The organism is Microbacterium sp. NPDC076768 (assembly GCF_040687205.1).
Taxonomy (GTDB): domain Bacteria; phylum Actinomycetota; class Actinomycetes; order Actinomycetales; family Microbacteriaceae; genus Microbacterium.
Map to the genome: position 1 here is coordinate 1,006,694 of NZ_JBFBMU010000002.1, position 24,737 is coordinate 1,031,430.

At 62.6% G+C, this 24,737-nt stretch carries 20 protein-coding genes; 10 read left to right on the top strand and 10 right to left on the bottom strand.

Annotation, left to right across the window (positions count from 1 at the left end):
• Positions 1 to 29 precede the first annotated feature (29 nt).
• Positions 30 to 1,409, bottom strand: coding sequence for a radical SAM family heme chaperone HemW (gene hemW / locus AB0O87_RS11255; protein ID WP_363515595.1), 1,380 nt, complete (start codon positions 1,407 to 1,409; stop codon positions 30 to 32).
• Positions 1,409 to 2,062: a DUF1990 family protein gene (locus tag AB0O87_RS11260; RefSeq protein WP_363515598.1), complete on the bottom strand. Its 654-nt coding sequence runs from the start codon at positions 2,060 to 2,062 to the stop codon at positions 1,409 to 1,411. The genes hemW and AB0O87_RS11260 overlap by 1 nt, the downstream gene beginning before the upstream one ends.
• A 230-nt stretch (positions 2,063 to 2,292) precedes the next feature.
• Here AB0O87_RS11260 and AB0O87_RS11265 point away from each other — a divergent pair, with 230 nt between their 5' ends.
• Complete coding sequence (locus tag AB0O87_RS11265; protein WP_363515601.1) at positions 2,293 to 2,640, top strand: GIY-YIG nuclease family protein; 348 nt, start codon at positions 2,293 to 2,295, stop codon at positions 2,638 to 2,640.
• Positions 2,641 to 3,241: 601 nt separating this feature from the next.
• Here the strand turns inward: AB0O87_RS11265 and lepA are convergent.
• Positions 3,242 to 5,089 carry a translation elongation factor 4 gene (gene lepA, locus AB0O87_RS11270; RefSeq protein WP_363515604.1) on the bottom strand — a complete coding sequence of 616 codons (1,848 nt, stop codon included), beginning with the start codon at positions 5,087 to 5,089 and terminating at the stop codon, positions 3,242 to 3,244.
• 240 nt (positions 5,090 to 5,329) lie between these two features.
• Here lepA and AB0O87_RS11275 point away from each other — a divergent pair, with 240 nt between their 5' ends.
• From AB0O87_RS11275 to rpsT, 6 genes are all read left to right on the top strand, one after another.
• On the top strand, positions 5,330 to 6,313 hold the full coding sequence (locus AB0O87_RS11275; RefSeq protein ID WP_363515607.1) for an ABC transporter permease: 984 nt from the start codon (positions 5,330 to 5,332) through the stop codon (positions 6,311 to 6,313).
• 1 nt (position 6,314) lies between these two features.
• A complete protein-coding gene (locus AB0O87_RS11280; RefSeq protein WP_363515610.1) occupies positions 6,315 to 7,247 on the top strand; it encodes an ABC transporter permease in 933 nt (310 codons plus the stop codon).
• On the top strand, positions 7,244 to 9,172 hold the full coding sequence (locus AB0O87_RS11285; RefSeq protein WP_363515613.1) for an ABC transporter ATP-binding protein: 1,929 nt from the start codon (positions 7,244 to 7,246) through the stop codon (positions 9,170 to 9,172). The genes AB0O87_RS11280 and AB0O87_RS11285 overlap by 4 nt, the downstream gene beginning before the upstream one ends.
• A gap of 116 nt (positions 9,173 to 9,288) precedes the next feature.
• A complete protein-coding gene (locus AB0O87_RS11290) occupies positions 9,289 to 10,998 on the top strand; it encodes an ABC transporter family substrate-binding protein (RefSeq protein ID WP_363515615.1) in 1,710 nt (569 codons plus the stop codon).
• A 74-nt stretch (positions 10,999 to 11,072) separates the two neighbouring features.
• The gene (locus AB0O87_RS11295; protein WP_363515618.1) at positions 11,073 to 11,804 is read left to right on the top strand and encodes an alpha/beta hydrolase; all 732 of its coding nucleotides are present in this window, start codon (positions 11,073 to 11,075) and stop codon (positions 11,802 to 11,804) included.
• A 165-nt stretch (positions 11,805 to 11,969) separates the two neighbouring features.
• Positions 11,970 to 12,230: a 30S ribosomal protein S20 gene (rpsT, locus tag AB0O87_RS11300; protein ID WP_363515621.1), complete on the top strand. Its 261-nt coding sequence runs from the start codon at positions 11,970 to 11,972 to the stop codon at positions 12,228 to 12,230.
• A gap of 85 nt (positions 12,231 to 12,315) precedes the next feature.
• Here the strand turns inward: rpsT and holA are convergent, their stop codons facing one another.
• The 6 genes from holA to AB0O87_RS11330 form a co-directional block, all read right to left on the bottom strand.
• Entirely contained in the window at positions 12,316 to 13,353 is a 1,038-nt protein-coding gene (holA, locus tag AB0O87_RS11305; protein ID WP_363515624.1) for a DNA polymerase III subunit delta, read from the bottom strand.
• A gap of 61 nt (positions 13,354 to 13,414) precedes the next feature.
• The gene (locus AB0O87_RS11310) at positions 13,415 to 13,870 is read right to left on the bottom strand and encodes a nuclear transport factor 2 family protein (protein WP_363515627.1); all 456 of its coding nucleotides are present in this window, start codon (positions 13,868 to 13,870) and stop codon (positions 13,415 to 13,417) included.
• A 36-nt stretch (positions 13,871 to 13,906) separates the two neighbouring features.
• On the bottom strand, positions 13,907 to 16,303 hold the full coding sequence (locus AB0O87_RS11315) for a ComEC/Rec2 family competence protein (protein ID WP_363515630.1): 2,397 nt from the start codon (positions 16,301 to 16,303) through the stop codon (positions 13,907 to 13,909).
• A 3-nt stretch (positions 16,304 to 16,306) separates the two neighbouring features.
• On the bottom strand, positions 16,307 to 16,903 hold the full coding sequence (locus tag AB0O87_RS11320; protein ID WP_363515633.1) for a ComEA family DNA-binding protein: 597 nt from the start codon (positions 16,901 to 16,903) through the stop codon (positions 16,307 to 16,309).
• 90 nt (positions 16,904 to 16,993) lie between these two features.
• Positions 16,994 to 19,570 (bottom strand): leucine--tRNA ligase, encoded by a 2,577-nt coding sequence (gene leuS / locus AB0O87_RS11325; RefSeq protein WP_363516234.1) that lies wholly within the window; start codon positions 19,568 to 19,570, stop codon positions 16,994 to 16,996.
• Between the two features lie 33 nt (positions 19,571 to 19,603).
• A complete protein-coding gene (locus AB0O87_RS11330; protein ID WP_363515636.1) occupies positions 19,604 to 20,932 on the bottom strand; it encodes an anthranilate synthase component I family protein in 1,329 nt (442 codons plus the stop codon).
• A gap of 41 nt (positions 20,933 to 20,973) precedes the next feature.
• Here AB0O87_RS11330 and AB0O87_RS11335 point away from each other — a divergent pair, with 41 nt between their 5' ends.
• From AB0O87_RS11335 to AB0O87_RS11345, 3 genes are read left to right on the top strand one after another with little or no spacing between them, the layout of a single operon-like run.
• Entirely contained in the window at positions 20,974 to 21,645 is a 672-nt protein-coding gene (locus AB0O87_RS11335; RefSeq protein ID WP_363515639.1) for a DedA family protein, read from the top strand.
• 4 nt (positions 21,646 to 21,649) lie between these two features.
• Positions 21,650 to 22,675: a phosphatase domain-containing protein gene (locus tag AB0O87_RS11340; protein WP_363515642.1), complete on the top strand. Its 1,026-nt coding sequence runs from the start codon at positions 21,650 to 21,652 to the stop codon at positions 22,673 to 22,675.
• Position 22,676: 1 nt separating this feature from the next.
• Positions 22,677 to 23,582, top strand: coding sequence for a 3-methyladenine DNA glycosylase (locus AB0O87_RS11345; protein ID WP_363515645.1), 906 nt, complete (start codon positions 22,677 to 22,679; stop codon positions 23,580 to 23,582).
• Here the strand turns inward: AB0O87_RS11345 and AB0O87_RS11350 are convergent.
• The gene (locus tag AB0O87_RS11350) at positions 23,543 to 24,730 is read right to left on the bottom strand and encodes a glycoside hydrolase family 3 N-terminal domain-containing protein (RefSeq protein WP_363515648.1); all 1,188 of its coding nucleotides are present in this window, start codon (positions 24,728 to 24,730) and stop codon (positions 23,543 to 23,545) included. The genes AB0O87_RS11345 and AB0O87_RS11350 overlap by 40 nt on opposite strands.
• Between the last annotated feature and the right edge of the window lie 7 nt (positions 24,731 to 24,737).

A 24,737-nucleotide genomic window follows, 5' to 3' on the forward strand; every position in this document is an offset into this window, starting at 1 on the left:
ATCGCGTACAGCGACAGGTGTCCGGATTCTCAGTCTGTGAGCTCGCGCACCACTGCATCAGCAAGGAGCCGGCCACGCAACGTCAGCTGGATGCGACCTTGGATAGCCGCGGCGGGATCAACGAGACCATCAGCGATCAGCCCTGCGACGCGGGTTCGGTTGGCGAGCGGGACCTCGCTGATTGCAATCCCGTCGCGAATGCGGCTGAGAAGCAAGATGCGCTCCAGCGTGCGGGACTCATCGTCTGGTCGTTCGGTCCCTGCCGCTGGCGACTCTGCCGCAGCGAGCCGTTGCGCGTATGCGGCAGGATGCTTGACGTTCCACCAGCGCAATCCGGCCACATGGCTGTGCGCCCCTGGCCCGAAACCCCACCAGTCATTCCCCCGCCAGTACGCCAGGTTGTGCCGCGAGCGGTTGTCCCCCGCCGCCGAGCCACCCCCGGCCCCTGAACCTCCCCCGGCCCCTGAGCCTCCCCCGGTCCCTGAGCTTCCCCCGGTCCCTGAGCTTCCCCCGGTCCCTGAGCCTGCGTCGGTCCCTGAGCCTGCGTCGGTCCCTGAGCCTGCGTCGGTCCCTGAGCTTGTCGAAGGGCGCGCCCAGTTACTCACCTCATACCACTCGAAACCACCAGCGGCGAGTCGCGCATCCGCAAGCTCGTACATGTCGGCCTGCAGGTCGTCGTCTGGTGTGGGGACTTCGCCGCGTCGAATCTGTCGTGCGAGTTTTGTGCCGTCTTCGATGATCAGCGCATATGCCGAGATGTGCTCCGACTCAAGCGCGAGTGCCGCATCGAGGGATGCTTCCCAGTCTTGGAGCGACTCGCCTGGCGCGCCATAAATGAGGTCGACGCTCACAGACAGTCCGGCGTCTTTAGCGGCAGTAACCGCCGTGTGCACATTCTCTGGCTTATGCGTGCGGTCGAGAGTGCCAAGCACGTGGGGCACCGCCGACTGCATGCCGATAGACATGCGCGTAACTCCCGCGTTCGCGAGTGTGCGCGCCACAGCGGGCGTGACAGTGTCCGGATTCGCTTCGACAGTCACCTCTGCCCCTGCCGCGAGCCCGAAAGCCGACGTTGCAGCGTCGAGCATGCGCGCGAGGTCGCCAGCGGGAAGGAGCGTCGGTGTTCCACCGCCGAAGAACACGGTGTCCATCGGTCGCAATGCTCCTGCGTCGCTCATGACGCGACGGGCAAGCGCGATTTCAGAAATCAGTGTCGACGCGTAGTCCTCTTGCTTGGCGCCGCGGAGCTCCGTAGAGGTGTACGTATTGAAGTCGCAGTACCCGCATCGCACCGTACAAAACGGGATGTGGAGGTATGCCGAAAATGGAACATTAGTGTCGATCAGCAGATCGGCTGGCAGATGTCCGTCTTGCGGTGCGGGGTCGCCGAGAGGAAGCGGACCCGCCATCACAGCGGCGTCGCGTAGAGCGGTGAGATCGCCCGTAGGTAGCGCGCAAAAAGTTCGCGACGCCGACGCTTCACCAGTGCAGGAATGACGCGGTAGAGCAGCGCGTTCGGAGCATCGAACGCCCGCACGGTGAACCACACTTCGTCATTGTCTTCGCGCCAGTCGATGTCGAAGGATTCTTCACCACTCACCACGGAGCCGCCGACGGTTCCCAGAACAAAACCGATGCGTCGAGTCTCTTCTGTGACAGAGATCACTCGTAGCTCTGAGTCGGCGCGCATGCCACCGACGCGTCCGCGCAGCTGCAGGGTCATACCCGCCCCGACGAAGGGCATGCCTTCGGCGTCGTAGCGGGGCTCGACCTCGCGCTTGCTCGGGGCGATCGCATTGCCCTCGGCATCGAAGCTGACCCCTGCATATGCAGGTCCAGGGGCAGGACGCACGTCTTCTACTGACAACCCTGCCGCGCGCTGTGCCGTCCAAGACAGGAGCGCCTCGCCCGCGGTCTGAAAACGATCTGACCCGCTCCCGATACGCCACGACTCTTCCGCCGGGAGACTGCGCTCCGGCGGGTAGTGCATCAAATCGGGCGCATGGGTCGCACCCACGGCCGCATAGTCAACCGTGTCGTCTCGGAATGTACCGCGCCGCATGACTCCCACCCTACTTCGGGTTGCCTGGACGATCACCCACACGCGCCGCACAGCGTCACATCGATCCCCGCTCCGGTCCCTGAGCCTGTCGAAGGTCCCTGAGCCTGTCGAAGGTCCCTGAGCCTGTCGAAGGGCCCGACTTCCCCTCCACCGAAGGTCCCTGAGCCTGTCGAAGGGCAAAACCTATCAACACCCCCGTCACACCCCACTCCGTCCGGAGATCATGAACGATGGCGTGGACCTACATTCTGCAATGCACAGACGGCAGCTTTTACACAGGCAGTACCGGCAGGGACCTCGACTCGCGCGTGTGGGAGCACAACAATGACGACTATCTCGCGGCACGCTTCACCAGTAAGCGGCGCCCCGTCGTGCTTGTCTACGCGGAGCTGTTCGAGACCGTGGATCTTGCGTTCTACCGCGAGAAGCAAATCCAAGGCTGGAGTAGACAGAAGAAGATCGCCCTCATCGAGGAGCGTGGTGCGGATTTAACTGCCCTGTCACGGTCGTCGAGTTCGGGGACGCTTCGACAGGCTCAGCGACCCAGTTCCACGGAACACCAAGACCCCGCCCCCTGAGCTTCCCCATCGGGCCCTGAGCTTGTCGAAGGGGCCACCATCGGCGCTGGCAGGGACGCTTCGACAAGCTCAGCGACCCAGTTCCACAGAACACCAAGACCCCGCACCCTGTGAGCTTCCCCATCGGCCCCTGAGCTTGTCAAAGGGGCCACCACAGGCACAGGCGGGGACGCTTCGACAAGCTCAGCGACCCAGATTCACAGGACACCAAGACCCCGCACCCTGAGCTTGCCCATCGGTCCCTGAGCTTGTCGAAGGGGCCACCATCGGCGCTGGCAGGGACGCTTCGACAAGCTCAGCGACCCAGTTCCACAGAACACCAAGACCCCGCCCCCTGAGCTTCCCCATCGGTCCCTGAGCTTGTCGAAAGGGCCACCATCGGCGCTAGCGGGGACGCTTCGACAGGCTCAGCGACCCAGTTCCACAGACCCCGCACCCTGAGCTTGCCCATCGGGCCCTGAGCTTGTCGAAGGGGCCACCATCGGCACAGGCGGGGACGCTTCGACAGGCTCAGCGACCCAGTTCCACGGAACACCAAGACCCCGCACCCTGAGCTTGCCCATCGGGCCCTGAGCTTGTCGAAGGGGTCGCCGACGGGGCGCTACTTCTTGGTCTCGACGTCGCCGGAGAGCGCAGCGATAAACGCCTCTTGCGGAACCTCGACACGCCCGACCATCTTCATGCGCTTCTTGCCCTCTTTCTGCTTTTCGAGGAGCTTGCGCTTACGGGTGATGTCGCCGCCGTAGCACTTAGCGAGCACGTCTTTTCTGATCGCACGAATCGTCTCGCGCGCAATGATTCGGGCACCGATGGCCGCCTGGATCGGCACTTCGAACTGCTGACGAGGGATGAGCTTGCGCAGACGCTCAGCCATCAGGGTCCCGTAGGCATACGCCTTGTCGCGGTGCACGATCGAGCTGAAAGCATCGACCTTTTCGCCCTGCAAAAGGATGTCGACCTTCACCAGATCGGCTTCCTGTTGCCCAGCGGGTTCGTAGTCGAGCGAGGCGTACCCCTGAGTCTTGGACTTGAGCTGGTCGAAGAAGTCGAAGACGATCTCGCCGAGCGGCATGTTGTATCGCAGCTCGACACGCTCCTCCGAGAAGTACTCCATGCCGAGGAGCGTGCCGCGACGCGACTGGCAGAGTTCCATGACCGTGCCGACGTAGTCCTTCGGCAGCAAGATCGCGGCCTTCACCATCGGCTCAGAGACCGAGCCGATGCGCCCATCTGGATACTCACTCGGGTTGGTCACCGTGACGGTTTCGTTGGTGTCGCTGGTGAAAACCTCGTAGATCACGCTTGGCGCTGTGGTGATGAGATCTAGGCCGAACTCACGCGCCAACCGCTCGGTGATGATCTCAAGGTGCAGCAGGCCAAGGAAGCCACAGCGGAACCCGAAGCCGAGCGCGACAGATGTCTCTGGCTCGTAGGCAAGCGATGCGTCCGACAGCTTGAGCCGGTCGAGCGCTTCGCGCAGCTCGGAATAGTCGCTACCGTCGATCGGGTATAGGCCGGAAAAGACCATCGGCTTCGGATCGGTGTAGCCAGGAAGCGCCTGCGTTGCGGGCTTCCGATGCGTTGTGACCGTGTCTCCGACTTTGGAGAGCCGCACGTCTTTCACACCGGTGATCAGATAACCGACCTCGCCCACCCCCAGCCCCTGGCTCGGAATAGGTTCAGGGCTCGACACGCCGATCTCGATCAAATCGTGCGTTGCGCCGGTCGACATCATCTGGATGCGCTCGCGAGGCGACAAGCTGCCATCGACCATTCGGACGTACGTGACTACGCCACGGTAGGCGTCGTAGACGGAGTCGAAGATCATCGCGCGGGCCGGCGCATCCGCGTCACCCTTCGGAGCGGGGATCTCTTTGACCAGCCGGTCGAGCAGTTCTTCGACGCCGACGCCGGTCTTACCAGACACCCGTAGAACGTCTTCTGGCTTTCCTCCGATGAGAGACGCGAGTTCTTTTGCGTACTTCTCCGGATCAGCCGCTGGCAGGTCGATCTTGTTCAGCACGGGAATGATGTGGAGGTCATTTTCCAGCGCCAGGTACAGGTTCGCTAGCGTCTGAGCTTCGATGCCCTGCGCCGCGTCCACGAGCAGAATCGCCCCCTCGCACGCCGCGAGCGAGCGCGAAACTTCGTAGGTGAAGTCGACGTGGCCCGGGGTGTCGATCATGTTCAGGGCAACAGTCTCTCCATCGAGTTCCCAGGGCATCCGCACCGCCTGGCTCTTGATGGTAATGCCGCGCTCACGCTCGATATCCATGCGGTCGAGGTACTGGGCGCGCATGTCGCGATCTGAGACCACTCCGGTGATCTGGAGCATGCGGTCAGCGAGAGTCGACTTGCCGTGATCAATGTGGGCAATGATGCAGAAGTTACGAATCTGCGTAGCGGGCGTCGAGGCCGGCTGAAGAGGAGTGTGTGCGCGAGGAGACATGTCCACTCAAGTCTACGGTCAGGTAGTACTAATCCCCGATTCCGGTATACCGGTGATAGTCTCCCAAAGTTGCCCGGGGCAAATCCGTGACACCGGATCCCGTAAGCGATAAGACTCCGTCACACACCCCGTGGTCGCTGTCGCGTCGCGGAAAACGGTAGACGGAGAGTAATTGTCTGCCCGACTCAGCGTTGCGTCGGAAGATCCCGAGCGCGTCTGTAAAAGAGAAAGACTGACCCCTTGATCAAGTACCTCCTGCGCCGAGCGATCGGTTGGCTGCTCATGATCGTGGTCGCTACGAACATCACGTATTTCCTTGCGTGGGGGTTCCTCGACCCGAAGAACAACTTTGTTGGGCGGCGACCTCCGCTGTCGCCAGAGCAGATCGACCAACAGCTCATCCCGAAGAACCTGAGCGATACCGTTCCCCTCATCGAACGGTGGTGGACGTGGCTCACCGGCATCCTTCTGCGCTGGGACTGGGGTGTGAGCCCGACGGGTGGTTCGGTTAACGAGCAGGTCGCCTACCGCATGTGGGTCAGTGCGGAGCTCGTGCTCGGGGCGACGATCATCTCGACGATCCTCGGTATCGCGCTCGGCGTGTACACCGCTTCACGCCAGTACAAGCTCGCCGACCGCATCGGTCAAGCGACGTCGATCATCACGATGAACATCAACATCGTGGTCGCAGCGCTGGCTTTGGTGCTGCTGGCCATCAACTTCAACGAGTGGATTGGTGTCCGGGTCTTTTACGTCACCGGCAGCTCTTCCAAGGGGGTGGAGGGATTCTTCCCCGTCCTCATAGACGCGCTCCAACACCTTGCGCTTCCCACCATCGCGCTGACGATCGTTGGCTATGCGAACATCCACTTCTTGCAGCGTTCGCTTTTGCTAGACAACATCAACGCCGACTACGTGCGCACGGCGAGAGCTAAAGGCCTCACGAAGCCGCAGGCGATTCGTAAGCACGCCCTGCGCACTTCGATGATCCCGGTCGCCACGCAGGTTGCCTTTACGATTCCGGCGATCTTCACCGGCGCGATCCTCACCGAGACGATCTTTGCCTGGAACGGTATGGGCCGCTATTTCGTCGATGCCCTGAACAAGAACGACATCCACGCGACGGTCGCGATCGCGGCCTTCGGCGCTGTGCTGACAGCGATCGGCGCCATCATGGCTGACATCGCCGTCGTTGTCCTCGACCCGCGAGTGAGGGTGAGCTGATATGACCACCGAAATGATCGACCCTTCGATCCAGCCTCCCGACGGAGTGGAGACCACCACGCGGGCTCCCCGCAAGCGCATGTCTAAGTGGTCGCTGTACTACCGGCGTTTCATGCGCAACCGTCCAGCTGTCGGCGGAGTGGTGATCTTCATCCTGCTCGTGCTGTTCGCGGTGTTCGCCCCGCTGATCGCGAAGTACAGCTTCACCGACCTCGACTTCTTGAACCTCAGCACTCCCCCGTCGTCTGAGCACTGGTTCGGCACGACGTCTTCGGGTAACGACACCTTCGCCCAGACGGCGGTCGGCCTGCAGCGCTCACTGATGATCGCGTTGACGGTATCCATCGGAACCACCGTGATCTCGGCGATCGTCGGTACCGCGGCGGCCTACTTCCGTGGCTGGACCGAACGAATTACCCTGCTTGTCATCCACTTCATGATGGTGATTCCGAGCTTCCTGATCCTGTCGCTGCTGTCGAACAAGTCCGGTGGCGACTGGCGCATCATCTCGCTGATCATGATCTTTGTGATCGGCTGGTACTTCCCCGCACGAATCATCTGGACGATGGCGCTCTCGCTCCGCGAGCGCGAGTACGTGCAGGCAGCGCGCTACATGGGTGTGCGCGGAATGGTGATCGTTTTCCGCCACATGCTGCCGAACATTGGTTCACTCCTGGTGATCAACTTCACCCTCGGTGTTGTGACCGCGGTGACCACGGAGACAGGGCTCTCCTTCCTCGGGTTCGGTGTGAAGATCCCGGATGTCTCGCTGGGGTCCCTCATCGGATCCGGAGCGAACACCATCACCAGTGCGCCCTGGCTGTTCTACTTCCCCGCGGCGGCGCTCACCCTGCTGACTATCTCGATGGCTCTCATCGCTGATGGTCTGCGTGACGCCCTCGATCCCACTTCGGCTGCAGGAGGCCGCGCATGAGCCCTGTACTGTCTGTCCGCGACCTCAAGGTCACCTTTGCATCAGAGGCCGGAAGGGTCGATGCGGTCCGCGGCGTCTCGTTCGACCTAGAAGCGGGCAAGACGCTCGGCATCGTCGGTGAGTCCGGCTCAGGCAAGTCAGTGACCTCACTAGCTGTCATGGGCCTTCTCGATGAGAATGCCAAGGTCTCCGGCTCGATCATGTTCAACGGCGAAGAGCTGCTCGGAAAAAACGACGCGCAACTCTCCACCATTCGCGGCAACGGAATGTCGATGATCTTCCAAGATCCGCTGACCTCGCTGACGCCGGTGTACACGGTCGGAGACCAGCTGATCGAGGCGCTCACCGTGCATCGCAGTATGGGGGCGAAGGAGGCGACAGCGCGGGCTATCGAACTGCTCACGCTCGTCGGCATCCCCGAACCAGAGAAGCGGATGAAGTCGTTCCCGCATGAATTCTCCGGAGGTATGCGCCAGCGCGTCGTGATCGCGATTGCGATGGCCAATAAGCCGAAGCTGATCATTGCCGATGAACCGACCACAGCGCTGGATGTGACGATTCAGGCGCAGATTCTCGACCTGATCGAAAAGGCACAGGCCGAGACCGGCGCTGCGGTCATGATGATCACTCACGATATGGGCGTCGTTGCGCGCACGGCCGATGATGTCATGGTGATGTATGCGGGAAAGCCCGTCGAGCAGGCACCTGTCCGCGAACTGTTTCATCAGACGCGTATGCCGTACTCCATTGGTCTACTGGGAGCCATCCCGCGCATCGATAAGGCGGAGAAGGAACCCCTCACCCCCATCAAGGGCAACCCTCCGCTACTGATCAATCTGCCGGATGCGTGCCCTTTCGCTGACCGCTGCCCCATCGTGATGGATGCGTGCCGCACGCAAGAACCCGACCTCCTGCCGGTCGCCACCGCAGGCGGCGGGGAGCACCGCGCCGCCTGTATCCGCTCTCACGAGATCGAAGACGGCGGCAAGCTCGGCGGCTTGCCCGTTTATCCGGTGCGCGAGGTTCCGGAGAGTGAGCTCACCAGACTTCCCCGAGAAGAACGGCCGATCACACTCGAGGTCACAAACCTCACCAAGACGTTCCCGCTCCTCAAGGGAGCCTTCCTCAAGAGAAAAGTTGGCGAGGTGCACGCCGTCAAGGGCATCAGCTTCGATGTGCGCGAAGGGGAAACTCTGGCGATCGTCGGTGAGTCCGGAAGTGGAAAGACCACCACGCTGCTGCAGATCATGGACATGGTGAAGCAGTCAGAGGGTGACATCGTTATCGCCGGCACCAGCGTCAACAGCATCCGTAGCCGCAAGGTTGAGCGAGACCTGAGACGCGATATCCAGATCGTCTTCCAAGACCCCATGGGCGCGCTCGACCCACGCATGACCGTGGCGGACATCATTTCGGAGCCGCTCTTCGCGATTGGAACGCCCAAGACCGAAGCGCATCAGCGCGTAGATGAGCTCATGGATCTCGTGGGCCTCAACCCCGCGCACAGCGACCGCTTCCCACAGGCGTTCTCGGGTGGGCAGCGTCAGCGCATCGGTATTGCGCGTGCGCTTTCTACAAACCCGAAGATCGTGGTGCTCGATGAGCCGGTCTCGGCCCTCGACGTGTCGATCCAAGCCGGAGTCATCAACCTCCTGGACGATCTCAAGGTAAAGCTCGGGTTGTCGTACCTGTTCGTCGCGCACGACCTGTCGGTCGTCCGTCACATCGCCGACCGCGTTGCGGTGATGTATCTCGGCGACTTTGTTGAGCACGGCGATGTCGACGATGTTTTCGACAATCCACAGCATCCCTACACCAAGGCGCTGCTGTCGGCGATCCCCGTTCCTGACCCCGATATCGAGCGCACGCGGCAGCGAATCGTGTTCGATCCGGCGACGCTGACCGATCACCCCGCTGCGTCCTAACCGGTGTCGGATCACTGTCCGATAACAGTTAGCGGATATTCACTCGCGCCGGGGACAGACCCCGCTCCGGCGAACTATTCTCCCCCTATGACACGCCGCAAGGCGAAAGGAGCACCATGAAGCAGTACAAGCTGATGGGGACGCTGGCATTCGGCGCCACCCTCGCGCTCACCCTCGGTGGGTGCGCTGCCAACACCGGAGACAACGGTGACGGTAACGGCGATGCGCCCACGGGCGTCGATGCCGCGGACTACAACCCACAGTCGCGCGACAACCTTCAGGAAGGAGGCACAGTCAACTTCCCGATCAACGAGATCCCGGAGCAGCTGAACGCCTTCAACAGCGACGCGAGCGCCGACACCGCGCGCGTTGCCGCCTGGTACATGCCGCAGATTCTCTTGATGGAGCCAGATGGCACCCCATACAAGAACGACGCGTACCTCGATGAGTGGGACTACGAAGTCGTCGACGGTAAGACCCAGATCACCTTCACCTTCACGGATGAGGCGCACTGGAACGACGGTACAGACATGGACTGGACCGCCATCGACGCCACCTGGAAGGCCAACCGTTCGTACGACGAGGGCTACAACCCGAACGCGACTGACGGCTACAAGGAGATCGAGTCGGTCGAGCAGGGAGACACCGCAAAGACCGCGATCGTCACCTTCAAGAGCGAGTTCGCATGGCCGCAGATGCCGTTCCTCACCGGTGTCATCCACCCGGCGATCAACACGCCTGAGCTGTTCAACGAGGCGTTCGTCAACGAGTTGAACCCCGCCTGGGGTGCTGGCCCGTACACGGTTGAGGAGTTCGACTCGAACAGCGACTACGTGTCGTTCAAGCCGAACCCTGAGTGGTGGGGCAACGCACCGCTGCTCGACTCTGTCACCTTCCAGGGCATGGACGCTGCCGCTTCCATCAATGCCTTCAAGAACGGCGAGATCGACGCCGTCGCCACGGCGAGCAAGGACCGCCTCGAGCAGGTCAAGGACATGGAAGATGTCGTGACTTACCGCGCGCAGCAGTCCGCTAACACGCTGCTCCAGGTCGACGCCGACAAGCCGCAGTTCGAAGACGTCAACGTTCGCAAGGCGTTCTTCCTCGCGGTCGACCGCGAGCAGCAGCAGCAGATCGCCTGGAACGGTCTCGGTTACACCGAGGAGCCGGCTGGTTCGTTCACGCTCTTCTCCTTCCAGCCTGGCTACAGCGACGCGCTCGCTGAGGCTGGCTGGGAGCACGATGTCGACGAGGCCAACGCCCTGCTCGACGAAGCAGGCTGGGAAGTTGGCGAAGACGGTATCCGTGAGAAGGACGGCGAGAAGCTGACCGTCACGTACCCGATCTTTAGCGACTCCCCCGTAAACGAGGCTCTTGCCAAGGCGCTGCAGGCGCAGGAGAAGGAAGTGGGAATCGACGTTCAGATCGATGTTCGCTCCTCACAGGACTTCTCGGCGGACTACACCTCGAAGAACTGGGACATCGTCAGCCTGCGGTTCAGCTCGTCTGACCCGTTCGGTGCTGCCTGGTTCTGCCAGATCTACTGCACCGACAGCGGCCTGAACCTTTCCGCGACCGGTACGCCAGAGATCGATGAGCGCATCAAGAGCGAGGTCGAGTCGATCACCGATCCAGAAGAGCAGACTGCTGCGGCGATGAAGCTCGAGGCAGAGATCTTCGCTGAGACCTGGGGCATCATCCCGCTCTACAACGGCCCGGAGATCTGGACCGCGAAGGCGGGTCTGGCAAACCTCACGCCAGAGCCCTACGTGGGTCTTGACCTCTTCGGTGTACAGCCGGTGGAGAACGTGGGCTGGGAGAAGTAATTTCTCTTTAGCACCTTGTGTGTGAGCGGGGCCGGTGGTTTATCCACCGGCCCCGCTTTCTCTATGCTGGTCGCGTGAGTGCTCAGATCGTCTTCGTGCACGGGATACGTACGTCTGCGACCATGTGGCGTTCTCAGGTGGTCTACCTTGACGAGCACGACTACTCCTCTATCGCCATCGATCTCCCTGGACACGGCGCCCGGATGACGGAGGAGTTCACCCTCGAAGAAGCGTTGCGCACCATTGATGACGCAGTGCGCGCCGCTGCGAGAAAGGGTCCCGTCCTCCTTGTTGGTCACTCAATGGGCGGGCTGCTCTGTCTCGCGTATGTCGGCGGCACGTCAGAGCCCCCGGTCGCAGGGCTCATCGCGGCGGCATGCACCTCGCTCCCCCATGGCGCTGGACTCGCGGCGTACCGACTATTCACCCGCGCCGTTGATGCCCTGCCCGATCGCGGGATGTGGTTGACCGGGCGGATTCTCGAAGCGACTATCCCGGCGGACACTCGGCCGGACTTCGCGGCGGGAGGCTACGCGCTCGACACTCAAGACGCCGCGCTTCGCAGCCTCGGCGCGCTCAACCTTCTCACCGCTCTGCCGCGCATCACCGTTCCGATGTGGTTCGTGAACGGGCAGTACGACCAGCTCAGGCTCAACGAGGCCCTGTTCCGGCGGCTCGTCCCGCATGCCGAGCTGATCATTGTGCCTCGCACGACTCATCTGGTCACCGCGATGCGTCCGCAGATCTTCAACGCGGTGTTGAAACTGGCCATCGCGACGGTGGAACACCCCACCTCAGCCGGGTAGTCCAACGACACAGCGGCACGAGCCGTCCCCGTTTCGCGTGATCACCTGGTCTGCTGGTAGAGTTACTTCTTGGCTTGCGTGTGGGTTCTTCCCTCACGATCGCTGTGCAGCAGCCCTCTTCTGCTGCCGGCATTCCGAATATTCCTGTACAGAAAGCGTCCACACGTGGCAAACATTAAGTCGCAGATCAAGCGCAACAAGACCAACGCCAAGGCAAACGAGCGCAACAAGGCCGTGAAGAGCGAGCTCCGCACGCTTATCCGTTCCACGCGTACCGCCGTTACCGCTGGCGACAAGAAGGCCGCTGAAGCCGGTCTGAAGAAGGCTTCCGTCAAGCTCGACAAGGCCGTCAGCAAGGGCGTCTTGCACAAGAACCAGGCGTCGAACCGCAAGTCGGCTCTCGCCAAGCACGTCGCTTCGCTCTGAGCTGAAGCAGTTTAGAAAGGCCCGCCCCGTTCTCGGGGCGGGCCTTCTTCGTGTGTGTACGCTTCTGCGGCGTCAGCCTCGTGCGTTATTCGCCAAACGGCTGACGGGTAGCGATCACCGTGACCATACGTTCGAGCGCGAAGATCGGGTCACGCGCCGCTCCCTTAACCTCACCATCTGCGCGCGCTGTGGCCTGAATCGCCATTCCGAGCGATCGTTCGTTCCAGCCAGCCAGATCGCGGCGTGCCCGATCAACCTGCCAATCCTTCATCCCTAGCCGCTGGGCAAGTTGTCTGCTCGGCTCGCGATTGCCGGCAACACGAGCCATCGTGCGCAGCTTCATCGCAAATGCAGCCACCATCGGCACGGGATCGGCGCCAGAAGAAAGCGCATGCCGCAAAGCCACAAGAGCTTCGCCGTAGCGACCGGCGATCGCTGTATCTGCGACGACGAAGGCCGAGACCTCTACTCGTCCGCCGTAGTACTTGGTGACGACGTCTTCGGAGATATCTCCTTCGACGTCGCCGATGAGCTGCTGGCAGGCCGCCGCTAGTTCGGTGAGGTCGTCGGCGAACGCGGAGACCAACGCACGCAGCGCGGGGGGAGCAATACGTTTCTTAGCCGCACGGAACTCCCCTGCCGCAAAGTCCACCCGATCGCTGTCCCGTTTAACGGCCAAACATGCGATCTCGATTCCACCGCCGTTGCCCGCGCGGAGAGCGTCGAGCAGCTTCTTGCCGCGCACACTCGCCCCGGTGTGGCGAAGGATGACGGTGGCTCCTTCTTGCGGGTTGTCGAGATACGACACTGCCTCTTGGATGAAGGCATCTGAGCACTTCTCCACGCCTGAAACGCGCACAAGACGCGGCTCACCAAACAATGACGGAGATGTCAGCGACAGCAGAGTGCCAGGGGCATAGTCGTCGGCACGTACGTCACTCACTTCGAGTGCAGGGTCTTCGGCGCGCAAGTAGTCGCGCACTCCGGCAATCGCACGTTCAGCACAGACCTCTTCAGGCCCAAAGACGAGCACGACAGGTGCTGGACGCGGTTCCCGCCACGACACCTGCGGGATTTTGGTCGGTTTCGCTCCACCACGGGACGGGGGACGCGAAGCTGCCATGATCTCAGCCTACCGGCGGTCACAGACACGACAGACTTCTTCGGAGTTGCTCCAGAATTGACTAGCCGTTGATGGGAGCGGCCCTGGCTGCAGGGTTCCCCGCGTCAGCGACGGTCGCGAGCGCCCGCTCGAGCACTTGAAGGTCTTCGATAGTTTCCACCGCAGTGACCTTGCCCCACTTTAGAGTCATGAACTGGAAGACGGTGTTCTCATAGAGTTCTCCTCCGGGCAACGGTCCACTGACACGCGACCGCACGGCGATGCGTGTGTTCCATGGAGCACCGTTGACGAGCACCTCTTGAACGTCAAACTGCGCGCCAGGGAGCACGCTGAGCACCCGCTGCCACCACCGGTTCATCGCCGCTGTTGTCACCCGCCGACCACCCAGCGCATGCTCGCCGCCGAACACGTACTCAAAGGAGGGCGCGAGACCATCGACCATCGCCGCGTAATTGCCGACATTGATTTCGTCGAAGGTGCTGCGCACCTTTTTTCGCACGATCATCGAGTAGATCATTTCCACACCCTGCTTTCCGTAGGTCCGTACACACTCTCACTTTGTCTCGGTCCACACGTGCAACTCGCCGCCGCGGATACCCAGCAGTATGCGACCCTGTTCGTCGGTGCGCAGGATGTGTGCACCGTTCGCTGTCGTGAGCGCGATGGTCTCCGCACGCGGGTGGCCGTAGTCATTGTCGAGACCAGCGCTGAACAGGGCAACCTGGCCTTGCAGCGCCTCATAGAGACCAGGGTCTTGATCTGCGCTTCCGTGATGGGCCACCTTGACGACGTCGTATCGGCTGACTCCGGCGGCCCGGAGAAGGGCACGTTGCGAAACAGCCGAGAGATCCCCTAGGTAGATCGATCGTGGCACTCCTCCGCCTTCGAACTCGATGACCACACTCGCATCGTTCCCCGGGGCGAACGCCGCCGAATCGCGCGCGGGCCACAGCACGCGCCATGCGGCCAGCCCCAGCACTCCGCGCTGGCCCGCGAAGGTTTCGTCGATCCTTGCGCCCGCCTCATCGAGGTCATCGAGCGTTTGCTGATCGGCGCGCTCCCCCACTGGTCCGTGCAACACGGTGGTTACTTTCCCTTTTACGGCAGCGACACCTCCCACATGATCGAGGTCGAAGTGCGTGAGCACGAGCAGGTCGATCCGCTCGATACCAAGCGACCGTAGGCACGCGGCCAAGGGTGCAGGCTCCGGGCCGGTATCGACGAGAGCAACCATTTCTCCCGAGCGAATGAGCACGGCATCCCCCTGCCCGACATCACACAGCGCAATAGACCAGCCGTCTGGAGTCGTCGCTGTAGCCAAAGGTCCGTCAAGAAGAGCACGAGAACCCGCCAGTGCAAGCACAACTATCAAAACTGCAGCAGCGGCGCCTCGCATCCAGCTAGTCGCCCGTCCCGCGAATGCACGCGGCAGCGTGGACGAGCGTCGAATTAGTAAAGCCGTGATCGATGCGCACACGAGTGCAACAAGGAGAGCGCTGCTGATTCCCGGAGCCAACATGATCTGCGCCGCTGGCAGCCCCGCTGTCGTGTTCGCGGTTGTCGCGATCCATGCGGCTGGCAGCCAAGCGGAGGCAGCCAACAGGTCAGCAAGTAACGGTATCGGGGCCGCGAGACATGCCAGAAGGCCCACCACCGTTGCCAGCGGAGCGGCCGGCGCTGCAAGCAAATTTGCGGCGATGCCGACTAAAGACTGTTGTTCGGCGAAGAGGGCGATGATGGGAGCGCACGCCAATTGCGCTGCGAGTGGGACAGCGACAGCCAGGGCGATCGGAGCAGGGAGAGCTTTCTCGAGTCCCCTCGCTAACGCCGGGGCGAGCAGGATCAGCGCCCCAGATGCCGCGACAGACAACGCGAACCCCGGGGTAGCTGCCAACCACGGATCTGCGATCAGAATGCCAGCCACACAGAGCGAGAGAATGCCTGCCCCCGCGCTCGGTTTCCCAAGCAACACGGTGAGCATCCCAACCGCAGCCATCACCGCCGCCCGGATAACACTCGGTTCCGGGGTCACCAGCACCACGAACCCGGCCAGAGCTGTGAGCGACAGGACGACACGCAGCGCACGGCCACCCCCTGCGACCGCCGTCAACCAGAAAACCGCCCCAACGACGATGGCACAGTTCGCTCCGCTGACGGCGGTGAGGTGGCTGAGGCCACTCGCGCGCATGGCATCGTTCAGTTCCACCGAGACCGCGCGCGTGTCCCCCACCGCGAGCCCAGGCAACAAGACACCACCAGGCTCCGGCAAACGAAGCGACCTCTCCACAAACACGCCCCTGGCATCGGCGGCAACACCGAAAACACCACCAGCCGGAGAAACCACCTCCGACTCCATCGCATAAAGGACAACAACAGAACGCTCCCCCGCATCTGTCACCGCAGCCTCGCCCACCACACGAATCTCCGCACCCAACTCAAACCCATCAGCCGGCTCCGCACCGACCCGAATCGGCACCGACACCGGCATTCCGTCACCCCGCGAACCGATCATGCGCGACTGCACCTCAAACCACAGCCGCCCATCTTGACCCACCGATGCCGACGACGTCACCGTCCCTGAAACCTCCACCACCCGCCCCGCAGATGCCACCGCCACATCACGCGCCGTCATCGACAAACCAGCAGTGACCGCCACCGCCGCCATCGCGGCCAAAACCACCACCACAAGCCCCAGCGCCGGACGCACACCCCGACCCCGCCGCGACACTTCTGCCCACACCACCGTGATCCCGATACCGACAGCAGAAAACCCCGCCACCCACCACGTCACCGCAGGCAAAAACACACACACCAACGCCGCAGCCCACACCGCAACAGCAAGCGGCACAAGCCTCAAATCACGCGCCCGCACACGCAACACTTCCCCCAGCATTCCTTCCAACGACGCTAGCTCTCCGCCTCGATCAGAACGCTTCACATCGAATGACATCACCTAGACCCTGACTGCATCGCGCAAGGACGCCAGCATCTTCTCGCCGATTCCTGGCACGGCCATGAGGTCGTCCACGGACTGAAACCGTCCGTTCTCTTCGCGCCACGCAATGATCCGCTGCGAGATCGCTGGGCCGATCCCCGATAGCGTCTCCAGCGCCGCCTGGTCTGCCTCGTTGAGGTTGATCCTGTCGTCTCCGGGCGGCGCTGCCTGGGTCGGGTCGGCCGCAGCACCGACGACCGGGACGACGACCTGTTCACCGTCGGTCAGTACTCTGGCGAGGTTCACGGCGGCCAGATCGGCCTCCGCCGTTGTTCCTCCGGCTGCCGCCAGCGCATCGACGACCCGCGCATCCAGATCCAGAACGTAGAGGCCTGGATTCTCGACAGCGCCGAGAACATGCACATAGAGCTCGCCGGCGGCACTCGCCGTCTCGGTGGCATCTCCTAAAGGAACGGTTTGGGCGGGCGCAGACTGACCACGAACGATGCCGAGGCCGACTGCTACGGAGACCACCACCAACGACAAAACAACGGCGGCGCCGATACTGAGGCGTAGCCGACGTCGAGGCGGCAAAGGAGCCAGCGGTGATGCCATGGAGCCAAGCTAGGCCCGATCACGCACGGAGATCACCGCGAACTCCGCCACGGTGGACAATCCGTGCGGATCGTCCACCGTGCAGAGGCCTCAGCCCTTGACGACGAAGCTGACGATCTTGGGAGCGCGCACGACAACCTTCACGATTTCGCGGTCACCGATCGAGCGAATGACGCGCTCGTCTGCGCGTGCGAGCGCTTCAAGCTCAGACTCGCTGATACGCGCCGATACCTCCAGCTGCGCACGCACCTTGCCGCCCACCTGCACGACAGCCGTGATCGAGTCTTCCACCAGCAGTGCCGGATCGGCCGAGCGCCAGGTGACGAGGCCTACAGACGGCTCGTGCCCGAGAATCTCCCACATCTCTTCTGCAGTGTGAGGCGCAATGAGGTCGAGCATCACGGCGATTGTCTCCGCCGCTTCACGCACGGCAGGATCGGCCGCACCCGCCGCACCATCGATCGTCTTGCGTGTGATGTTCACGAGTTCCATCAAGCGGGCAACCAGCACGTTGAACTTTGTCTGTTCGACCAGCGCAGGCGCCTCAGAGAGAAGTTTGTGAGTCGCGCGGCGTAGAGCAGCGTCGCCGCCGTCGAAGACAACATCCACGGGACTCGAGACTTCGCTGGCAACCCGCATCGCGCGGGCCAGGAACTTCTGCGCCCCTGTCGTCGACACATCGGCCCAGTCTTTATCGTCTTCGACCGGTCCAGCGAACGCCAACCCCACACGCAGCGCGTCTGCACCGTGCGCATCGAGCTCTTCCTGGAACAACACCAGGTTGCCCTTACTCTTCGACATCTTCGTGCCGTTGAGAATGACCATGCCCTGGTTGATGAGGTTCGAGAACGGCTCCGTGAAGTCGATCAGCCCCATGTCGAAGAGCACCTTGGTGATGAAGCGCGCATACAGCAGGTGCAGAATCGCGTGCTCGACGCCGCCGATGTACGAATCGACGGGGGCCCAACGGTCGGCCTGAGCGGGATCGAACGCTACTGTGTCGCTGTTCGGCGACAAGAACCGCAGGAAATACCACGAGCTGTCGACAAACGTGTCCATGGTGTCTGGGTCACGCAACACCGGGTCGCCCGTTTCCGGATCGGTCGTGCGTACCCAACTCTCCGCGCCGCCGAGAGGCGACGTGCCCTTCGGCGAGAGATCGAGGCCATCGATGCTTGGCAGCTTCACCGGCAACTGGTCTTCCGGCACCGGGATGATGCGGCCGTCGTCGGCGTGCAACATCGGAATCGGGGTTCCCCAGAAGCGCTGACGCGAGATGAGCCAGTCCCTGAGGCGATAGTTCTTGGCTGCGCGACCGGTTCCGGATGCTTCCATCTGCTCGATCGCACGGGCAATCGCATTGCGCTTGGACAGGCCATTCAACGAGCCCGAGTTGATCATGCGACCTTCGCCGGTCAGCGCGATGCCGGTCGCAGCCGGGTTCTGCTCGTCAAGAGCCGCCTCTGGATCGATCGGTACGCCGTCTTCATCGACCTCGATGACGGGCATCGATCCGGTGATCGGAGCGGTCGTGTCGACAACAACCTTGACGGGCAGGTCGAACGCGCGAGCAAAGTCCAAGTCACGCTGATCGTGGGCGGGAACCGCCATCACAGCGCCATGACCGTAGTCGGCCAGCACGTAGTCCGCCGCCCAGACCTGCATCTTCTCGCCGTTGACCGGGTTGATGGCGTAGCGCTCGAGGAAGACACCCGTCTTCGGTCGATCCGTTGCCTGACGGTCGATGTCTGAGGCCTTCTGCACCTGCTCCAGGTACGTCTGGAAGCGCTGACGTACGTCATCTGTAGCATCTGCGGCAAGCTCTGCGGCCAGCTCGGAGTCGGGAGCGACGACGAAGAACGTCGCGCCGTGGAGTGTGTCTGGACGCGTGGAGAAGACCGTGACAGGCTCGTCGCGTCCTTCGATCACGAAGTCGACGTCGGCACCGATCGAACGGCCGATCCAGTTGCGCTGCATCTGGAGCACCTTGTGCGGCCAGAAACCTTCCAGCTGGTTCAGGTCATCCAGAAGACGGTCGGCATAGTCCGTGATGCGGAAGTACCACTGGGTGAGCTTCTTCTTGATGACCTCGGCGCCACAGCGCTCGCAACGACCATCGACGACCTGCTCGTTTGCCAGCACGGTCTGGTCGTTCGGGCACCAGTTGACTGGACTCTTCTTGCGATACGCGAGTCCACGCTCGTGCAACTTCAGGAAGAGCCACTGGTTCCAGCGGTAATACTCGGGGTCGGACGTGTGCAGCACGCGGGACCAGTCGAAGGAGACTCCGTATGCCTGGAACCCTTCCTTCTGCTGCGCGATGTTCTGGTACGTCCACTCGCGTGGGTCTGCCCCACGGCGGATCGCGGCGTTCTCTGCCGGCAGCCCAAAGGAGTCCCACCCGATGGGGTTGAGCACGTTGTGCCCGCGGTGACGCCAGAAACGCGCCACGATGTCGGAATAGAGGTAGTTCTCCGCATGCCCCATGTGCAGATCGCCAGAGGGGTACGGGAACATCGCGAGGACGTATCGCCGGGGACGCGTGTCATCGTCTCCCCCGGTAAGGAACGTGCCATTTTCCGCCCAGTACTTCTGCCATTTTTGCTGGATGGCGTGCGCCGATGGGGCCTCATCGCCAGTGGGAGCGGTGGACAGGTTCTCAGACAACGAGCGCACGACCAATCTAAGGAAAAAACGGGATCAGTTCAGGATATCGGAACCCCAGCTCGCCGGGAGTTCAGCGCCGAGCGCGGCCAACGGCGCTCGCGCTTTTGTCGTGACTTCTGCGACCTCTGCTGCGGCGACAGAACCCCAGGTGATTCCCCCACCCGCCCCCACCACTGCGCGGGTGGGCTCGATGACGATGCTTCGGATCACCATCGCAAGATCGAGCGAACCGTCGACACCGATGTACCCGAAGCAGCCCGCGTAAATACCCCGAGCGCCGCCCTCTCGTTCATATAGTCGCGTCATGGCCGACAGTTTGGGGGCGCCGGTCATGCTGCCCGCAGGAAAAGTGGCGGCGAGCAACTCACCGACCGTCACTCCTTTGGCAAGCGCACCGCTCACTGTGCTGACGAGCTGATGCACGGCAGGGTAGCTCTCGACGACCCACAAACCTTCGACCCTGATGCTCCCCGGCTCACAAACCCGGGAGAGGTCGTTGCGCATGAGGTCAACGATCATCACGTTCTCTGCGCGTTCTTTGCTGTTGGTTGCGAGCTCTGCTGCGAGGGCGGCATCTTCCACCGGATCGGTGCTCCGGGGCCGAGTGCCCTTGATAGGGCGGGTGCGCACAGTGCCCTGGGACGCGTGCAGGAACTGTTCCGGACTCGCGCTCAGCAACGACCGATCGCCGATGCGCACGAAGCCGCCGTGATGAGCCGGGGTCGCCGCACGCAAGCGAAGATAAACGTCTGCGGCGTTATGCGAACCCTCCACGGTGAAGCGGGTGGTCAAACAGAGTTGATAGGCGGTGCCCGCACGGATGAGTTCTCGACACTCTTCGATCAACGCGATGTACTCTGCGGGCTCGTGCCGGCTCACGGCATCTCGGCGCATCTCATTGCGGTCAAACGATGATGCGGCAGAGGCGGCTCGATCGGGAGCGTCGGTCCGTGCCGATACCTCAGCAGCCCATGCTTCGAGGTCATCTGCGGAGCTGATCGCCCATGCCTGTTGTGACGCATGATCAATCGCGAGAATGCGAGTGGCGCGCAGCCACGCCCCGTCCATTCGTTCAGAAGAAGCGACCGGGGCACCAGCGGCCGCCGCTCCCGTCTCGTAGTCGAGCCATCCGATCCATCCGTCACAAAACGGAGGGACAGCGCTCTCTGCCGCTGCGACGTCGAGTGCGACGTGATGCGGGAACGTCGAACGGGTGCCGGTGCCGATGAAGCTCCATCCCTCAACGGCGTCGATTCCGGCGTCAAGCCAAAACACCTCAGTGGAGCGCGATTCGAGCATCAGGAACACCGAAGCGGCATCCGGGCACACGGCGAGGATGCGGGAGTTCAGGCGATCAGGCACCTTTCCAGACTACGACCGCGCGACTCCCGTATTCTCATGGGGTGGACGACCTCCTGCTATGGCTCCTCGACACTGTGCAGTCGATCGATCCGATTGCCCGCACTCTGATCGCAAGCGTCGCCATCATGCTGGAGACGAGCATCCTGATCGGGCTCATTGTGCCGGGCGACACCATCGTGATCATCGCCTCGACCGGCGTCGCTACTCCGCTGGAAGGCGTCGCCATGGGCGTCGCGGTCGTGATCGGGGCGCTGATCGGCGAGAGCATCGGCTTCTGGCTCGGACGCTGGCTTGGCCCGCACATCAGAGCCTCCTGGCTGGGGCGCAGGATCGGTGAGCACAACTGGGTCAAAGCAGAGAACTACCTCGCCCGCCGCGGCGGTATTGCAATCTTTCTCTCTCGCTTTCTGCCGGTACTGCACTCCCTCGTTCCCCTCACCGTGGGGATGAGTGAGTACCCGTACCGCCGATTCTTGGCATGGACGGCCCCTGCGTGCATCATCTGGGCGGGTGCCTACGTGAGCGTCGCGTCGCTCGCTGCCGGCAGCTTCAGAGAGCTCGTCGATCGCGTACATTTCGCCGGCTACATCTTCGTCGGCGTCATCGCCCTGTTCCTTCTCCTCGCCTTTCTCGGCAAGAAGCTGTTGCACCGGATTGAAGCACGTCATCTGCACGCAGCGGATCCTGAGCCCGACGCTGACGTGAAAGACTGAGCCAATGGCATCCGCTCCCCCGGCGCACCGGATCCACTGGTTCGCCCGACTCGAACACCGCCTCCATGTGTGGCGAGAAGGTCGTGCGCGCCGTCGTGGCCGTGTCGCGACGATCCTGCCCTTCCCCGGCTACGGCGGTCCTGGGTGGGTGCGCGTCGTCGGACGAGTACTCATCGTGCCGCCGCAACGTCGCACGCGCGATGGTGAACCGGCGAGCGTCAGAGGGTGGCGTAGCTTTGTCGGAATCCCGGTAGGTTTCGCTGGCGTCACCGTGCACATGGGTGACACCACTCATCAGGTCGCGGCAGATCGCGGTGGCGTTTTTGACGCCGTGATTCGGGTCGATCTTGAGCCGGGCTGGCAGACATTCGCATTCGCTGTCGAAGGCCAAGAGCCTGTCGAGGCCCGCGCTTTCGTCGTGGCGGAAGAAACCAACTTCGGTGTGGTCTCCGACGTCGATGACACGGTAATGGTGACGGCTCTCCCGCGCCCTTTCATCGCCTTTTGGAACTCTTTTGTGCTTGATGAGCACGCCCGTCTTCCTGTTCCTGGCATGGCGGTGTTGCTCGACCAGCTTTTGCGACAGCATCCTGGCGCTCCGATGGTCTACCTCTCGACGGGCGCCTGGAATGTCGCCCCGACGCTGTGGCGTTTCTTGAGCCGGCACCTGTTTCCGGCAGGCGCCATGCTGCTCACCGATTGGGGCCCTACCCACGATCGTTGGTTCCGGAGCGGTCGCGAGCACAAGCTCTCGAACCTTCGACGGTTGGCCACAGAATTTCCCGACGTGAAGTGGTTGCTCATCGGTGACGACGGCCAGCACGACGAGTCCATCTACAGCCAGTTCATGGATGAGTACCCGGATTCGGTTGCTGGCGTCGCCATCCGACGGTTGCTTCCCGCTGAAGCAGTGCTTGCCGGCGGCCGCGCTGGCCACGAACCGCACTCCAAAGATGTCGCCCCCTGGGTGAGCGCGGAAGACGGCGCTGGGCTCCGTGATCTGCTCGGCGAAGCCGGCATCCTGCACTGAAATGCCCATAGCACGGCAAGACTGGGCACGATTCGAGTACGAGCATCGCGAGCGTGCAGACGAACTCACCGCTGCACACCGCGAACGTGCTGCGCGGGGTGAGAAGCATCCCGTGTGGGATTTTCTCTTCACCTACTACTCCTATAAACCCTCACAACTCAGACGTTGGCACCCCGGCGCGGGCGTCGAATTAGCGGACGCTACCGACCGACTTGCATGGCGTTGGTATGTCCCAGGCACGCGAGACGACAGTGCGGCGCCAGATGCGAGCGTGTTTGCCAGGGAGAAGTCTGAACTCGCCGGCCTCATCGAACGGATGCTGCGCAGAACAGCATCCAGGCCAGGTCAGTTCGGGTGCTTTGGGTTGCATGAGTGGGCGATGGTTTATCGCGCAGACGAGCATCGACATGCGGTGCCATTGCGGCTCGGGCAGGCCGGCACAGACCGGGTGGTCGAGGGCCACGATCTGCGCTGTACCCACTTCGATGCTTTTCGGTTCTTCACCCCGGAGGCCGTCCCGCGCAACCGCACATCGCTCAGTCGCGAAGAACAGCCGCTGTTCGAGCAGCCAGGATGCTTGCACGCCGGCATGGATCTTTATAAATGGGCGACAAAACTCGGACCACTCATTCCGGGAAATCTCTTGCTGGATTCCTTCGAACTCGCGCGCGACATTCGGCTACTCGACATGCAGGCGGCGCCATACGACCTCTCCCCGTGGAATGTCGTGCCCGTTCCTATCGAAACGGCGGAAGGTAAGGCGGAGTACGTGCGTCGGCAACGAGAATTCGCAGACAGAGGCGCCGCCCTTCGGATGGCCCTGCTGCATGCCTGGCTCGGAGAGACCGCCACAGCGGGGCACGCGCGTCAGTCGACCGGCTCGCAATCGGCGCAGATCGTCCACTGAGCGGTAGCCGCCGAAAGCTCCAACCGCAGACCTAAGACGCGAGTAGCCGCTTCTTCGAGCCGCTCCTCCGGGAGCGTTCCACCATCGACCGCTGCCGCGATTCCTGCCGCCATCTCGCTGGCAGTCTGCGCATCAGAACCCGCGATCATCAGCACCAGGTCGTTGCCTGCCGCAACGGCGGCGACGCCATTCGCGACCGGATCCGCATAGGCCGGGTCGCCAGAGGACAACAGCATGCCCAGGTCGTCTGTCACGGCTACTCCGGTGAATCCGAGCTCGTCTCTCGCGATTTCGTGCCAGGTCGCAGAGAGCGACGCCGGCAGAGGATCGACAGCCGAATACGCCAGGTGCCCGTACATCAGCAGCGATGCGCCCGCGTCAATACCGTCGGCAAATGGAATGGCCGCTGATTCGCGCCAGTCCGCGAGGCTCATCGTCGTGCTCGGGATGGCGCTGTGTGAATCTCCGGGAGCTGCGCCGTGGCCGGGAAAGTGCTTCAGAGTCGATGCGACGAACTGTTCTTGCGCCGCCGTCGCTGCTGCCACCCGTTTGCCGGAGCTTGCAGCGTTCGTCCCGAGAGCACGACCATAGATGAAAGAGCCAGTGTCGGCGGTGTAATCCGCCACTGTTCCGAAGTTCACATTGATCCCCGCTCGGGCCACCTGAGAGCCTCGTGCGAGGAAAGCCGTCGTGGTGTCGGCGACCGGAAGCTGTTTCAGCGACGTGGAAGCAGCGAAATTATCTCCCTTCAAACGCGAGACGATGCCGCCCTCCTGATCGACCGCGATAAGCGGCGGCAGCGAGGGGTCTGTCGTGAGCGCTGCGGTAAGGGCCTGCAACTCCGTCTCCGACGACGGGACGTTGGAACCCATGATGATGAACCCGCCAAGCCCGGATTCCATGTACGCCCGCAAGGCAGCCGGGTCCGTTCCTGCGACGTGGCCCATCACCACAGTCGAAGCCTGCTCCGCAACCGTCATCTCTTCCGCTAGAGCCTGCGCCCGATCCGCGACGACGCTCTCTTTGGACGTCTGGGAAGGGGCGGCGACGACGCCGGAGGGCGCCGCCGCCGCGACGGACGAGACGCACACGGTGGCCAGCGCGGCAACGACAAGTGCGGCTGCGCCTCGCCAGCGGTGATGACCCATGGTGTGC